General features: G+C 37.8%; 15 protein-coding genes and 1 pseudogene. 2 read left to right on the forward strand and 14 right to left on the reverse strand.

The window, feature by feature from the left end; genetic code table 11:
• Positions 1-18 precede the first annotated feature (18 nt).
• The 3 genes from DWY37_RS11865 to DWY37_RS11875 form a co-directional block, all read right to left on the reverse strand.
• The gene (locus DWY37_RS11865; protein WP_243092132.1) at positions 19-279 is read right to left on the reverse strand and encodes a DUF262 domain-containing protein; all 261 of its coding nucleotides are present in this window, start codon (positions 277-279) and stop codon (positions 19-21) included.
• A 63-nt stretch (positions 280-342) separates the two neighbouring features.
• Positions 343-3,483, reverse strand: coding sequence for a type I restriction endonuclease subunit R (locus DWY37_RS11870; protein ID WP_118540944.1), 3,141 nt, complete (start codon positions 3,481-3,483; stop codon positions 343-345).
• Positions 3,484-3,502: 19 nt separating this feature from the next.
• The gene (locus DWY37_RS11875) at positions 3,503-4,387 is read right to left on the reverse strand and encodes a hypothetical protein (RefSeq protein WP_118540942.1); all 885 of its coding nucleotides are present in this window, start codon (positions 4,385-4,387) and stop codon (positions 3,503-3,505) included.
• 50 nt (positions 4,388-4,437) lie between these two features.
• Between DWY37_RS11875 and DWY37_RS11880 the strand changes: the two genes are divergently transcribed.
• Positions 4,438-5,082, forward strand: a complete 645-nt coding sequence (locus DWY37_RS11880; RefSeq protein WP_118592606.1) for a hypothetical protein — start codon at positions 4,438-4,440, stop codon at positions 5,080-5,082.
• Here DWY37_RS11880 and DWY37_RS11885 read toward each other — a convergent pair.
• From DWY37_RS11885 to DWY37_RS11940, 11 genes are all read right to left on the reverse strand, one after another.
• Positions 5,071-5,598: a restriction endonuclease subunit S gene (locus tag DWY37_RS11885; protein ID WP_330417611.1), complete on the reverse strand. Its 528-nt coding sequence runs from the start codon at positions 5,596-5,598 to the stop codon at positions 5,071-5,073. The genes DWY37_RS11880 and DWY37_RS11885 overlap by 12 nt on opposite strands.
• A 7-nt stretch (positions 5,599-5,605) precedes the next feature.
• Entirely contained in the window at positions 5,606-6,589 is a 984-nt protein-coding gene (xerA, locus tag DWY37_RS11890; RefSeq protein ID WP_118540936.1) for a site-specific tyrosine recombinase/integron integrase, read from the reverse strand.
• Between the two features lie 86 nt (positions 6,590-6,675).
• The gene (locus DWY37_RS11895; RefSeq protein ID WP_118540934.1) at positions 6,676-6,969 is read right to left on the reverse strand and encodes a hypothetical protein; all 294 of its coding nucleotides are present in this window, start codon (positions 6,967-6,969) and stop codon (positions 6,676-6,678) included.
• Positions 6,970-7,008: 39 nt separating this feature from the next.
• Positions 7,009-8,127, reverse strand: a complete 1,119-nt coding sequence (locus tag DWY37_RS11900; protein WP_118592607.1) for a restriction endonuclease subunit S — start codon at positions 8,125-8,127, stop codon at positions 7,009-7,011.
• Positions 8,111-9,682: a type I restriction-modification system subunit M gene (locus tag DWY37_RS11905; protein ID WP_118540933.1), complete on the reverse strand. Its 1,572-nt coding sequence runs from the start codon at positions 9,680-9,682 to the stop codon at positions 8,111-8,113. The genes DWY37_RS11900 and DWY37_RS11905 overlap by 17 nt, the downstream gene beginning before the upstream one ends.
• A gap of 19 nt (positions 9,683-9,701) precedes the next feature.
• Positions 9,702-9,911: a helix-turn-helix domain-containing protein gene (locus DWY37_RS11910; protein WP_118540932.1), complete on the reverse strand. Its 210-nt coding sequence runs from the start codon at positions 9,909-9,911 to the stop codon at positions 9,702-9,704.
• Positions 9,912-10,072: 161 nt separating this feature from the next.
• Complete coding sequence (locus tag DWY37_RS11915; protein ID WP_227700434.1) at positions 10,073-10,507, reverse strand: hypothetical protein; 435 nt, start codon at positions 10,505-10,507, stop codon at positions 10,073-10,075.
• Positions 10,508-10,930: 423 nt separating this feature from the next.
• A complete protein-coding gene (locus DWY37_RS11925) occupies positions 10,931-11,623 on the reverse strand; it encodes a hypothetical protein (RefSeq protein WP_118540930.1) in 693 nt (230 codons plus the stop codon).
• On the reverse strand, positions 11,620-12,180 hold the full coding sequence (locus DWY37_RS11930; protein ID WP_118540929.1) for an RNA polymerase sigma factor: 561 nt from the start codon (positions 12,178-12,180) through the stop codon (positions 11,620-11,622). The genes DWY37_RS11925 and DWY37_RS11930 overlap by 4 nt, the downstream gene beginning before the upstream one ends.
• 132 nt (positions 12,181-12,312) lie before the next feature.
• Positions 12,313-13,350: a nucleotidyl transferase AbiEii/AbiGii toxin family protein gene (locus DWY37_RS11935; protein WP_118540927.1), complete on the reverse strand. Its 1,038-nt coding sequence runs from the start codon at positions 13,348-13,350 to the stop codon at positions 12,313-12,315.
• Positions 13,351-13,356: 6 nt separating this feature from the next.
• The gene (locus DWY37_RS11940; protein ID WP_117698008.1) at positions 13,357-14,094 is read right to left on the reverse strand and encodes a DUF6577 family protein; all 738 of its coding nucleotides are present in this window, start codon (positions 14,092-14,094) and stop codon (positions 13,357-13,359) included.
• Between the two features lie 348 nt (positions 14,095-14,442).
• On the opposite strand from DWY37_RS11940, the pseudogene DWY37_RS16495 reads away from it, so the two are divergent.
• Positions 14,443-14,625 (forward strand): annotated as a pseudogene (locus tag DWY37_RS16495) (IS481 family transposase); the annotation flags it as partial.
• Positions 14,626-14,793 lie beyond the last annotated feature (168 nt).

Here is a 14,793-nt window from a genome sequence, read left to right on the forward strand (position 1 = left end):
TCAAGGCTGCTTTTTCGTTTACACCAACTCCGATTGTTTCCTTAACAGTTTATCTTCATTTCTAAAAGTTACAATCGGACCGAGGAAATACTCGCTATTACTATCAAATTCTGTCTTCCCTTCATCAGGAATAGCAAAAGAAAATATATCGTCCCAAAGCGTCCTGCATTCAGCTTCGCCCCACGCATAAGGTCTTTGATAATCCGGTATTAAAAAGTCCGATTTTTTACTCTGAAATAAATCTTTTATTGTTTTCTGGTCAACATTTAATTTTGACATAACGCAATTCCTTCCTCTTCTAATTCTATCATCTGAAAACTTTTTCCTACTCCAATCAATTCTTTAATTCGCATATTTCTTAAAATTCTCTGCCTGTTCAAGAACTTCCTTGTAAACATCATCAATGGTTACTGGCGGATAGCCGAACTCATCAAGCAGCAATATTAAATCCACTTGCAGATTTGCCTTAATATCATCACGGGCAGACCAATCAGTATAACGTGACTTATCATCAACAATCAGCTTTATCCTCTTGGATAATTCAATCATTTTATCGTCCGGATATTCAAACTCATACTTCTTGGCAACTGCTTTCAAAATATCATAGAAAGCCTTTTCCTCATAATCTATGCCCATATTCTTGAATGAGTTTTTTTCTGTTTTCAGTTCAGACAACAACTGTGCAAGCTGCTCCGCAACATCATCAAGGACTTCGTTGGCATACGCTTCATCACGACGTCGGTTATTATACTCATCAACAACCTTTTTGAGTCTGTCTGCAAATTCTACCCCCATAATCTTATTGACTTTCTTAAACTCGTCGATTGCCTGAGAAAGAAGTCTTTGAAGTATCTTAATTTTCGTATTCGGCAACTGAATAGCGTTTATCTTATTCATATATTCATCGCTGAAAATATCAACCGATATATGCTTTCCGGTTTCAAATAATTCCTCAATACCATCGGACTGAATTGCCCCCTCAAGCATTTTGCGGACACGAGCGTTCATCTGCTCGATATCCGGTGCATCACCTTTTGTCAACTTGAAAAGGATAGAACGGACAGCACAATAAAAATGAATATAATCCTTATCTTCATCAGAGAATTTCTCACTTGAACTACAGAGGTTAAATGCCTGTTTCATTCTCTTGACTGCTGCCATAAATCTTCTTTCCAGTTCTTCAGACAACTGCACATACTCAACCGCACGGTTCAAGCAGGCAAGCTGTTCGGTAGGGGAACCATTGAAGAAATCACTGCTGTTAAAGTTGTGGAACATCTGACCAAGGACTTCTAACTGGTCTTTTACAATCGTGATGGACTGCTCCACACCTTCAAATTCTTCGCTCTCAAAATTCGTATATTTCTTGAGGGCGGTATTCATATTTTTCTTAATACCTATATAGTCAACAATCAAACCTTTATCTTTGCCCTCGCATACACGATTTACACGGGAAATCGTCTGAATAAGGGTATGCTGCTGAATAGGCTTATCAATGTAAATCGTATCAAGCTCCGGCACATCAAAACCAGTCAGCCACATATCTACAACAATGGCAATCTTAAAGTTCGACTTCGGATTTTTGAACTGACGGTCAAATTCTTTCCTATCCTCTTTTGTGCCAAGCATATCAAATAGCTCTTTTTCATCATCTTTATTACGAGTCATAACCAACTTAATTTTTTCCATTGGCTTCAACTCTTTTTTATCTTTCTCACTCAGAACAACACCGTCATCACAAATCTTCTTTTCTGTCCATTCCGGTCTGAGTTCCTTTACTATCTTATAGAAATCGTATGCTATATTTCGATTGGAACATACAAACATTGCTTTGCCTGCTACGGTTGCACCTTCTGCCACACGGGTTTCATAATGCTTGATAAAATCCTCCGCAACAGCACGAAGTCTATCAGGGTCGCCAATAATAACTTCCATTTTGGCAACTGCTTTCTGACTTTCTTCTACTTGATGTTCATTTGCCCCCTCAAGTTCACACTGAGCATAATATTCTTCAATCTGTCTTACCTTATCCTGATTGAGCATAACCTTGGCTGCACGACCATCGTAAACAAGATTAACTGTAATACCGTCCTTAACAGCTTCCGTCATTGTATATGCGTCTACAACACCACCAAAGACTTCGATTGTTCCATCAACCGGAGTTCCGGTAAATCCAACATAAGTCGCATTTGGTAAAGAGTCATGCAGATACTTGGCAAAGCCATAGGTTTTCTGAACACCGGACTCTGTAATCTTAACCTTTTGGTCGAGATTGATTTGGCTTCTGTGTGCTTCATCAGAAATACAAATAACGTTCGTTCTGTCTGTAAGAAGCTGCAAATCCTCTGTAAATTTCTGAATGGTAGTCAGATAAACACCGCCACTCTCTCGTCCCTGAAGCTCCTCACGAAGTTTCTCACGAGACTCAATGCTTACAACAGTTTCATCTCCGATATATTTCTTTGAACCGACAAACTGCTTGGAAAGCTGGTCGTCAAGGTCTGTTCTGTCCGTAATAATGAGAATGGTCGGAGAAGAAAAGTATTTGCTTTTCATCAACATACGAGTAAGAAAAAGCATTGTATAACTCTTACCGCACCCTGTCGCTCCAAAATATGTACCACCTTTACCATCTCCTTCAGGGCGAAGATGAGCCTTGATATTCTCATACAATTTATTTGCCGCAAAGAACTGTGGATAGCGGCACACTATCTTCAAATCCTTATCGGAGTTATCCGGAAAATAAATAAAATCTTTGATAACTTCAAGCAAACGGTCTTTTCGGAAAAGTCCCTTTATCATTGTTACAAGAGAATTGATACCGTCCAGTTCTTTATCGTCTGAATTTATCTTTCTCCACGCATAGAAGAAATCATACGGGCTGAAGAAAGAACCATATTTATTATTTGCTCCATCACTGATAACAACAAAAGCATTGTATTTAAAAATCTCCGGAATATCTCTACGGTAACGGATTGTAAGCTGCTTGTATGCGTCCATTATGGTCGTATTTTCTTGTACCGCACTCTTAAACTCAAGAACAACAACAGGAATACCATTTACAAACACAATGCCATCTGGAATACGCAACTGGTTATTTACGCCCTCAATTTCAAACTGATTAACCGCTTTGAAAATATTGTTTTCGGGAGTGTCAAAATCAATAAGTTCAATATAGAGGTCTTTCTGCGTTCTGTCCTCACGGTTAAGAATAAAGCCATCGCAAAGCAACTTAAATACAGCTTTGTTTGCTTCATAAATCGTACCGGAAATATTACGCAACATTAAAATGACACTATCCACCTCACTCGGTGTGATACCGTCTTTCGCATAGCGATTATAGAGATATTGCTTCAGGTCGCCCGTAAGCAGAACCTCTGTCCTTTCTCTGTGTATCTGGTCGCCACTGACATAGGTGTACTCCTCGTCTTTGAACAACTCCATTATTGACATTTCCAATGCGTGTTCATTAAAATTTGCCATTGCGTTCACTCCTTTTGCGTTAGCTTTTCTTCCTTTTGTTTTTATTCTCCGCAATACTCTTATAATAAGTATTATAAAGCTGTTGTATTACCTCATAATACTTGTCCTCAAATGTTTCAGCTTGTGCATCTGTATATTCTAATGGATTTTGATTTATTTCTTCATCAGACTTTCTATTTCTTATTACAATAGCAATACTTTCAATCAACTCCATTAACCACATACACACTGTTTCTTCTTCACAATATGCAAGATTTTGAGAACTCCATACATAATCCATTGGTGGAATAGGTGTACCTTCGTCAAATTCCATTTTCTTTTCAATGTAGTAATAAAAATACTCATCTACATACTCCCCAACAGACAGTTGATTTATATTGAAAGTTCTTCTGGATTTATTATCCTTATTTATGGGTTCAAACACACTTGGTGTACCATTCCACCGCAAATCACGGTATCTCTCATAGCTTCTATGAAAATACTTTGCTCCATCATACAGATAATCTCTACCTAAATTATATCGCTCAATATCCTTTTCCAAATCCATTATACATTTCTGTACCCAACGAGTTCCCTGTATTGAATTACTTTTATATCCTGCTTGACGCAATATTTCATTCTGAAGTTCTTCCGTACAACGACAATATGCCGTGTAAATCTTTCTGGAATGTCTTTCAAGTGGATGTAAATTAGCAACTATAACACACCATGGTAAATAATCTCTCTCAGGCTCATTATCAATTAAAAATAACCGTGCCTTCATTTCTAACTCTTTTTCCGCTTGTAGTTTTTGAATTTCTTTTTCGTGCCGTGTTTGTAACCAATATATCAAAAACGAAACAGCTATTGTTGCCACTAATGACAATATTCCAATGACTATTTGAATTATTTCTGCTGTTGTCATACATACCACCTCCGTTAAATGATAATTTAGCTGAACAATGTGCTTGCGTTATGTACAATCAGTATTCAGCTGATTTAGAATGTGGCAAACCTTGGATTAAGTACACGGTGCAGGATTTGATTGACCGAGGGTTTATTGATCCTCCTATGGACGGAAACCATGGAGAGATACATCCCAAGGTAAGCGATTATGTTGCATCAGGTGTTCCGTTTATTATGGCAAACAATTTATCTGATGGATTTGTTGACCTTTCTCAGTGCGCATTTATTTCGGAGAAACAAGCGAGCTCTCTTAGAAAAGGATTTGCAAAACCCAATGATGTGTTGTTAACACATAAGGCAACTTTGGGCAGAGTTGCTATTGTACCAGAAGGTAATGATTACATCATCCTTACTCCGCAGGTTACCTACTATCGAGTTCATAAAGGATTAAGCAATGTTTATCTCAGATACTATTTTACCTCAAGCTATTTCCAGTCAATTTTGGAATCATTTGCTGGTGGTGGAAGTACAAGAGCTTACATTGGAATAACTAAACAATGTGAGTTGCCAATATATTTACCTTGCGAATCTTCCATGTTGGCTATTACAGGTGTTTTGAAAGAAGTCGAAAAGGTTCGTTCTTACAATCAATCCGAGATACTGAAACTCAAGGAGCTTCAAAGCACATTGATTGCCCAACTCTCAAGCCGCTAAATTATCATTTATCTTCTGCTTCAGTGCTATTCTATCGGTAATCGTCTTATACGCTTTTACGATTTTTTTCTGCTCATTTATGGGCGGAACTGGTAATTCTACCTTACACATTTCATCCCAATCCATTACTTCACGAACACTACCGTGGGATTTGAATCGGGCATATCTATCGAATTCCGGACGGCTAAACCACAACATCAAATACTCCGGTAACATTTGTTTTTCGTCAATCACTTCAAATACGGTATATACATTGCTGACAAGTCCTTCCTCGTAATCCTCCAAAAATGCTATTCCAATCTTATCTCCACGTCGAGAAGTATCTGGAATGTATGTAAACTGTCGTCTTTTTACCACTTTGTATTTTGCGAAATCTGTTCCAACTGTATTGGCAATCGAGGGTATAAATTTTTTCTGAACTGAAACCCCCAAGAGATTTTCCTCTTTACCTTCTGTATTTCTCACATCAACTTGTCTGATAAAATTGCCAAGCATTTTGTAGCCTTCTTTCATCATAATCGCCTCATCCAATGTATTTTCTGTGAGCCATCTTTACATTGCTCTGTTTGACCATTGCATACTGCAAGGTCGTATCTATTCTTCTATGTCCCAAGAGCTGTTGAAGCTGCTCAATGGGCATTCCTTTATCTATTGCCATCGTCGCAAGGGTTCGTCGGAACTTATGCGGGTGTACCTTTGCCAAACCCAAGCGATTACCCAAATTTCTAAGTCTAACTTCTATGCCACCGATTTTCATTCTGTTATACGGTGACTGCAAGGAAACAAACAATGCCGGATTATCATCTTTTCGGCTCTGTAAGTAGTTTTGCAGATGTATCTTCGTCCTTGCGTCAAAGTACACAATTCGCTCTTTATCACCTTTACCGAACACAATACATTCTCGCTCATTGAAGTTTATATCTTCACGATTGAGCAGAACCATCTCTCCGACACGCATTCCCGTTGAAGCAAGCATATCTATCATTGCCAAATCTCTAAGCTCTGTGCAACTATCACGCATAAGCTCAAGTGCTTCATCGGAATAAGTTTCCTTAACGCTTGTTCCAGTCTTAACTTTATGTATTCTCCTGACTGGACTTTTCAGAATATAATCTTCATCCTCAAGCCAAGAGAAAAAGCTGGAGAGTATTCTCCTTATATTATCAATCGTAACACGGCTTGAATGCTTGCGGTTCTGATATTCCGTAAGGTATGTTCTTATGTCATCGGTCACGATTTGCTTTACATCTTTCTGAAGCTGAAAGAGCATTGCTTCAATCGTTGTTTGGTAGTATTTGAGGGATTTCTCAGAGCAACCTTCGATTCGCTTTGCCGAAAGGAATAGCTCCACCAAATTCTGCTCTGAGATTTCCTCGTGTTCTTTATCCTGCGTTACCTGATAATTAAAAAGTGCGAAATGCAATACCTCTTGCAACTTTTCAGTCTGTCCATTATTCAAGTATGGTAACATCCCTTGAACAACATCATTGATTAAATTCTGTTTCATCGTCGTTTCTCCTTTGCAAATTTGAGAACGACAAGCAACGGCTGTTCTTTTTAGGACTCCCGCCGTCGGTAGGAGTTGTTAACTGGTTAGCCGAGCTTTTCCAGGACAGCTTTCGCCATAGCTTTGGTCTGAGCTGCATCAAGCCCGATGGTGTTTTTATTGAGGTTGGCAGGGTTCATAGCAAGAACCTCTTTCAGCCAAGCCCTGTGATACTGTTTACCTTTGTTGTATTTGGAAATCCTGGGCTGTGTAGTCGATACCTTCGCCCAATTTCTGTGAGACGGGTCAACCGTTTCATAGTAGGCATAGGACACAAACCACGATGCACCCATTCCGGTCAATATTTCTCCACCTTCAAAGGCGAAATTATGTGATGCCATATATGAACCCTCCTTTTCGGTAAATGATAATTTAGCGGCTTAATGTGTGAGCTGTGAAAGAAGCAATTCCTTTAAAGCTTCCAATTCCTTGATTTCCGCTACATTGCTCAAGCGTTGGTCGAAAAATGGTTCAATTAACGCATTGAATTTGGACAAAGTTTCACTATCAGGGATAACTAAAGGAAAACTTTTTAAGTTTGCTTGATTGATTTTTGGTTGTGCTGCTCCAGTAACAATAGGAGCCATATTAGTATTTGCCAAGAATAAATACAAACTATCTTCTGTAAAACCAGCTTTACCTTTTAAGATATGTGCGTGATTATTTGCCCAAAACTTCCCGGTTATATGTTGTAGCAACGGATGTCCATTTTCGTCTACGACATAAATACCATCTTCACTAACGAGAAGATATTCACCGTCAAATAAGTAATCATCAACATAATCAACAATAGATACAGCACCATAGTATGGATATACCTTTTCCATATCGGTTCTTTCTAACGTAGAAAGGGGTTTACGCATAGAGTCATAGAACTCGGCAATATCCTCTACACAGCCATTTCGCCAAAAGTATGGGCATTTTCCCTCAAAAGGCTGAAAATCTACAAACCAAGACTTGAAAATAGCTTGTGATGTAGCCAGTAAATTATCATTTATCTTCTGCTTTAAAGCAATTCTTTCCGTAATTGCCTTATAACTGTTCACTATTTCAAGCTGTTTTTCAATAGGTGGGATAGGCAATTCCAGTCTGCAAATATCGTCCCAAGTAATCCCACCACGAACACTTCCGTCAGTATGTAACCAACAAATACTGTCAAATTCCGGTCTGCGAAACCACATCATCAGATAATCTTCATTCAAAATGCTGTTATCTACTACCTCAAACATAAAATACGCCGGAGAAACAATAGCAGGTTCTTCTTCATCATACAATGCAACCGGAAGTCGTTCATCACGACCAACGTGCATTGGATTACACGCAAACTTTCCTTTTGTTATCAGTTTATATTTACTCAAATCCGTACCAATGACATTTGCAACCGACGGCATAAAGAACTTGTCTATGTTAATTCCCAAAACTCTGTCTGTTATGCTTTCTCTGTTCCGAGTATCAATCAGTCGGATATGGTTTCCTAAAATATCATAACTCGATTTCATATCCCAACTCCTTAAATACAGCAAGCAAATCTGATTTAGATTTTTCCTCTTGAGCAAGAAGTTCTTTGAGTTCTCCCTGCAATGATTTCATTTTGGTATCAAAGTCGATGTTCTCATCACGGTTGACAAACTCAATATATCTGCTCGGTACAAGAGTAAATCCTTTTTCCTTTACTTCATCAAAAGAAGCAGAATAGCAAAATTCCGGCACATTCTCATAAGTTTCCTCATAGCCTTCCTGCTGCCAGTTATGATATACACTTGTAACTTTGGCTCTATCTTCCTCTGTCAATTCAATGTACTTCTTCTCATAAGGACTTCCCATCTGTCGCAAATCCATAAAGAGTATTTCATCTTCTCGATTACGATAGCGTTTTAGCTTTCCATTCTGTTCAACAACACGAGCCTTTTTATTCTTATTGAGTACCCAAAGGGTAACGCTGATGTCAGTGGTATAGAAAAGGTTTCTCGGAAGAATAATAATCGCTTCTACCAAGTGATTTTCTATAAGCTGCTGTCTGATTTTCAACTCTGTACCATCATCAGATAATGCACCATTGGCAAGCAGGAAACCTGCCACACCGTTTTGAGAGAGTTTGGAAACAATATTCAGTATCCAACCATAGTTTGCGTTGCTTGTTGGCGGAACTTCATATCCGTTCCAACGAGGGTCGTCTATAAGCTCATTTTCGGCTCTCCACTGCTTTTGATTGAAAGGCGGGTTTGCCATAATAAAATCTGCTTTAAGGTCTTTGTGCTGGTCATTGGTAAATGTATTGGCTGCCATCTCTCCAAGATTTGCAGAAATACCACGGATAGCTAAGTTCATTTTTGCCAGTTTGAAAGTGGTATTTGTGTATTCCTGACCGTAAATAGACACTTTCTTTTTATTACCGCTATGTGCTTCTACGAACTTGATGGACTGCACAAACATACCGCCCGAACCGCAACAAGGGTCATACAGTATTCCGTCGTAAGGCTCAAGCATTTCAGCAATCAGGTTTACAATGCACTTTGGTGTATAGAACTCTCCTTTACCTTTTCCTTCTGCAAGAGCGAACTTACTGAGGAAATACTCATATACACGACCTATAATGTCGTTCTCTTTATCATCCGTGTTGATACGATTGATTTCATCAAGCAAAGAAGCCAACTTTGCCGTATCAATATGTAAGCGGGAGTAATAGTTATCCGGCAAAGCACCTTTCAGTGCCGGGTTGTTCTTCTCAATCGTATAAAGTGCTGTATCTATCTTCAGGGCAATATCGTCCTGCTTTGCGTTTTCAATAATGTATTTCCAACGGCTTTCTTCAGGAAGATAGAATACATTTTCCTGAGTATAAAACGGCTTCATATCCGCATACTTTTCGCCGTGTGTAGCAATAATCTTATTACGGCATTCCTCAAACTTGTCACTGGCAAATTTAAGAAAGAATAAACTCAGAACAACGTGCTTATACTCCGCAGGCTCAACAGAACCTCTCAATTTATCAGCACTTTTCCAAAGTGCTTCTTCCATTGATATTTCTTTCTTTGGTTTAACCGCACTTGCCATCTATAATTACCTCCGTGTTTTAATCTTCATCTAAAATAACTTCGCATATATCTCCGATGTCGCAGTGAAACACCTGACATATCCTCATCAGTACTTCAAGAGATACTGGCTCATGCTTATTTATCTTCGTTGCAGCGTATGATGTGATTTCGGCTGCACGCATTAAATACTGTCTTTTCATCTGATTATCAATCATAAGTTTTTGAAGTTTGTTATAGCATATCTTCATCAGTAACACCTCTTCATCTTATAATTCAGCAACTGTGCACACTTTCCCCACTATACTAAATAGTACCACATACCCCTTCTGAATGATAGCAGTTAATGTGAACAGAACGAAAAGTTTTTGATATTCTCGCCTAAAAGTTACACAGAAACGCTCATCCACTGTTAGTTGCAAAAGTATATTTTCAACAAATCTGTTGTTGCTTTGTCATTTATGACAGCCCGTCCTATTGTTATGCCATTGCTGATGATAATATATTCTCCGTTTTCATATCTGGCATTTACCAAATCATCTTCCCTTTTTAAGTCTATACATATACTTGATATAATTCCGCAAATCTCCTCTTGTGAGCTTCCGCTTTTTATCTCATAAGCATAATCCGCATCTCCTATCTCATTCAGATCAGTTACCAAACAATACTCCGCTCCATTCATCAGCATTTCTTCATTCAAAGTGGGTAATTGAGCCGTCTTATACTCATTAAATAAAAAGATAACTACAAGCGCAATGAATACCGGAAAAAAGATACCGCCAAACCGCTGTGCATAATTTTGTTCTTCCCACCGCTTGCCATGACGACCAAACAGCGGTATTTTCATCTGCACCAAACCTGCTCCTATACTTACAAGCAAAAAATAAAATATAACTTTTATCAAAGACTCATCCCTCATTTAATCATTAATAAAAATATCATTCCTAAAACGACGCCTACTAACCATATAAAACGAAACACCTTGTTATATCTTGAACTATTAGAACACGGAACAAGCCAATATTCCTGTGGAAACCCCAAAAGGTATTCTTTTAATTCCTGCTTCAATTCCATGACTATACTCCACATTAATCCAAACAGCACAATGCACACCGTTCCATAATATGTAATTGGTGCATTTGTAACCACAGCAAAGAAATAATGTGCCATCTTTAGAAGGAAGATACACCACGCAATACAGCATACCGAAGCCAAATATTTTTAAGGGTATAGGCGTTATATCAAGTTCTTAGTATATGAAATTTGCAGATTATTCTTGGATTTGGCTCAAATCAAATGCACCGTTCTCAATCAACTTCAAAATTGTGTCTACCAAGTTGTTCTTTACAGTTTCACTTTCATTTTCAGCGCCAGAATACTCTACATAAATAGTGTTCTCTCCCATATCAAAGGTTGCATAATATATTACGGTTTTGATACCTTGACTATTTGACTTTGTTACGAAATATCCTGCATTGATATCAACGCCGTCTATACTTGAAGTGATTGTATTTCCATCAATGATAGTATCTAATAGATTTACACCCTGTTTAGATACTACCATTCTTGTATCACCAATTTTTCCCTCAAAACCCAGAATATTATGATTGTCAGCATCAAAGTAAGCATCTGCGGTAACAGGCAAGTCTGCAAAAAGCATTTCAATCTCAGCATCGCTCAAAGGTCTTGTTATTACATTTAAGTTAATTGAAGATTGTGATAAGTCATTTTTAACAAAAGTAATTGTTTCTCCACCATCCAGCGTAGCAATATCGTTTTTTGTACCAAACAGATTGCTTTGAAAAATTCCCACTCCAATCACAGCAACGAGTACGAAGCAAGCAGCAACAGACACCCATTTTTGCCGATTAGTTATTTTACTTGTTTTTTTCATAGGTTCAGCCTCCTTAATATACTGATTATCGACATTTCCCAATGCCCTTAAAAGTTTCTTTTCTTTCATACAGAGATACCTTCTTTCTCTAACAATTTTTTGAGTTCGTTCCTTGAACGAAATAATGACATCTTGATTTTGCTCTCGCTCATACCATATTCCGTTGCAATTTCTTTAATGGGCGATAAATACCAATATCTTCTCATAAAGATTTTTCGCTGTTCTAATGACAGGGAAGAAAGAAAGCGGTTGAGAATATCCGTTAGAGCAATTTCTTCAACAATGTTTTCTGTACTATCCAACGATGGTATGCACTCTTTTATTTCATCAAAAACCAATGGCATTTGCCCGCCATTACGTTTCTTTGCATTGAGCAGTTCGTACCTGTCCAAAGATAAGTTGCGAGTAATCTTCCCTAAAAAAGTTTTTAGGACAGATGGACGGTTAGGCGGTATGCTGTTCCAAGCTCTTAAATAAGTATCATTTACACATTCCTCGCTGTCTTCGTCATTGTGAAGAATATTAAAGGCTATATATCTGCAATACTTTCCGTATTTTTTTGAAGTTTCGGATATAGCAGCTTCGGAGCGCTCCCAATATAAATCTAATATCTGCTTATCATCCATAGGCTTCTCCTCCTTTCCCTTGTATTAAGGCCTTTCACCCTAATAGACGGGAAAAATGTGTCAAGAGTCACTTAAATTCAAAAAATATTTATTCAAAGATTAGCTTTTGATATTAATTCTTCAAGTATCATTTTATTTCATTATCTCATCAGTCTTCACCACATAAGCATAGGCCTCTGGATTTGCCTTTTTCAAGTAACGAAGAGTCAATAACTTTTCATGCACTAATTTATGATTGGCATATTCCCGGAAGTCCTTCACCTTTTCAAACTCTGTATCTGTCAACAAACACATTACCATGTACATAACCATGGTTGCTCTCCCTGCTGCAATTTCCGGACTATAGTTTTCTGCATAAATATGTCCACGTAAGTCACGTATACCTTTAACATATATCGGATACTCCTCTGCTCCGACCTTGCCTCGTGACGCAATACATAAAGCTGACTCAAAGCTGTCCCATAAGCAGTCCGTTGGTGTTGCATTTATTCCACGGTATGCAATCTCCGCCAACGCAATCGGTTCATATGTACGCTTTACAACATCGCATTCTTTAAAAACCTCTATTAAAGAACACACGTCATAAAGCTGCTTCATTACTTCCATATCCTTACCTTTATTAAGTTCGACACCTGTCGTATGAGGAGCAAATGCAGTCAGTTTATCTGCAAGAATACAATCTGCACTCGGAATTTTAACTGTTAGATACTCTTCTTCTGTCAGTAGTAAATCATTTCTTATTTCCTTTGTCTCAACTTCTGCATAATGATTATTTTCAAATAGCACATCCAATAATATATAAAATTGTTTATTGTTAATTGGTGAATCATAAGTAAATTTAAAATGCCGCTTTTCTATATTGTTTTTTCCGACTCTCTTCTGTTCTTCCACCATCTGAAATGGAAATATAGCAGATGCTTTTTCTAAGTAATCATCCAAATCAGTCCCTGGTTCCACAATAATATCAATATCTGTAGATAATCGACGTGGCTTATCCATTAGCATCATAAGGCAGGTACCACCTTTAAAAATAAATGGCATCCTCACCCTTGCCAAAGCTTCAAGAAGTCCAAAAGCATATACAGTACGTTCTAAAAGCACCGGATCTCTCTTGCTGTCCTTTTGTAGACTGCGAATATATTCCTCACTAAAATTTTCTTTCAAAAGCATTTGCACCTATTCCTTTGTTTTTAATATAATATCCGTTTTATCATGTAGCAGTTTCTTTATTTTCTTTGCGCTCTTTCTTCGATTTGCATATCGAAACAAACAATTTTCATCAATATAGTATCTTGCAAAAGCATCCATATATACACCCGGATATTCTGACTCACTTATAGATGCCAGAAGTAACGGTTCTGACATAATGTCTACTAATAGCTTCTCCAATCTTGTATGCCACGATTTTTCCTGTCCTTTTGGTGCTTCTGTTATAAGCTTTACAATTACAATCATGTTATCCGACCAATACTGATGGTAGATATCTGCCGTTGGATTGATAAGCACTTTTCCAGGATATTTCTCCTTTAATGTATCAAAAACAAATTCCATAATATCTGATTCTACTGATAGGAATATAACATTATGAGCCACTAAATGATTTACGAAATCATTCATTTGAACAAATTCAAATATTGTAAAATTCAAATATGGATATTGTTCCTCTAGTTGCAATGCCACTTCTTCCGCCAATTCCGAATAGTCATGACGGTACACCTGCCGCTTATCATTCGGCAAACAATAATGATTACGTCCCACCCTTACTATCTCACCATCATTGACCATATCTTCAACCTTTTTGTAGAACGAAGCTTCACTTAATTGATATCCTCCCTGACGAAAAGAGACGAATAATTCATTGCGCGTAAATTCCGTCACATTATGAACACCCCTGAAATAAATTTCTTCAGTCATCGTGATATCACCTCCAATTATTTTTCCGGCACTTCACCCAGCCAAGTGCCGGAAATATATGAATAGCGTAATATCTCTTTTCATATTTGTCAATATTTTTTCGGCACTATTATTATTTTAGTGCCATTAATATATTTTGCTTTTCTCAAAAAAATATACCTGGAATTTTTTTACTTTTTCAAGCAAAACGACAAAAAGAGCAATCCACCATAAGATGAATCGCCCTCCCTTCAGCTACTACTTTCCATTCAGAAAATATGCCCAGTACCTTTTCTCTTTATCTGTCATAAGCACTTACCTTGCCTTTCCGGTTTTAGGTACGCTTGGAACGATAACATCATCAGACTTTCTGCTATCTACAGACAGCTTCATGAAAACGGAAGCATCAAAAAAGGGGATGTATCTGAATCCACGGTTAACAGATATATTAATCTCCTGGCTCTTAAGCTCAAAACAACCAGCAATCAGGATATGCGCCGCTATGAAAGACCTCACATAAATGAAGTATGGTGTGGTGATTCAAGTATTGGTTCTTAACTGAAAACTCCTGATGGTAAAATAAAGTTCTTCCATAGTGGTCTCCTTTCCGTAAAACTTTGTCAGCATTACCAATCTTCTCCATACTCATCCATTGCATCATCTACACCATCTGCATAATCGCTGTCTCTGTCATATCTGTCATAGTCATAATCGTCATCC

It is taken from the genome of Roseburia sp. AF25-13LB (assembly GCF_003478915.1).
GTDB lineage: Bacteria > Bacillota > Clostridia > Lachnospirales > Lachnospiraceae > Roseburia_C > Roseburia_C amylophila.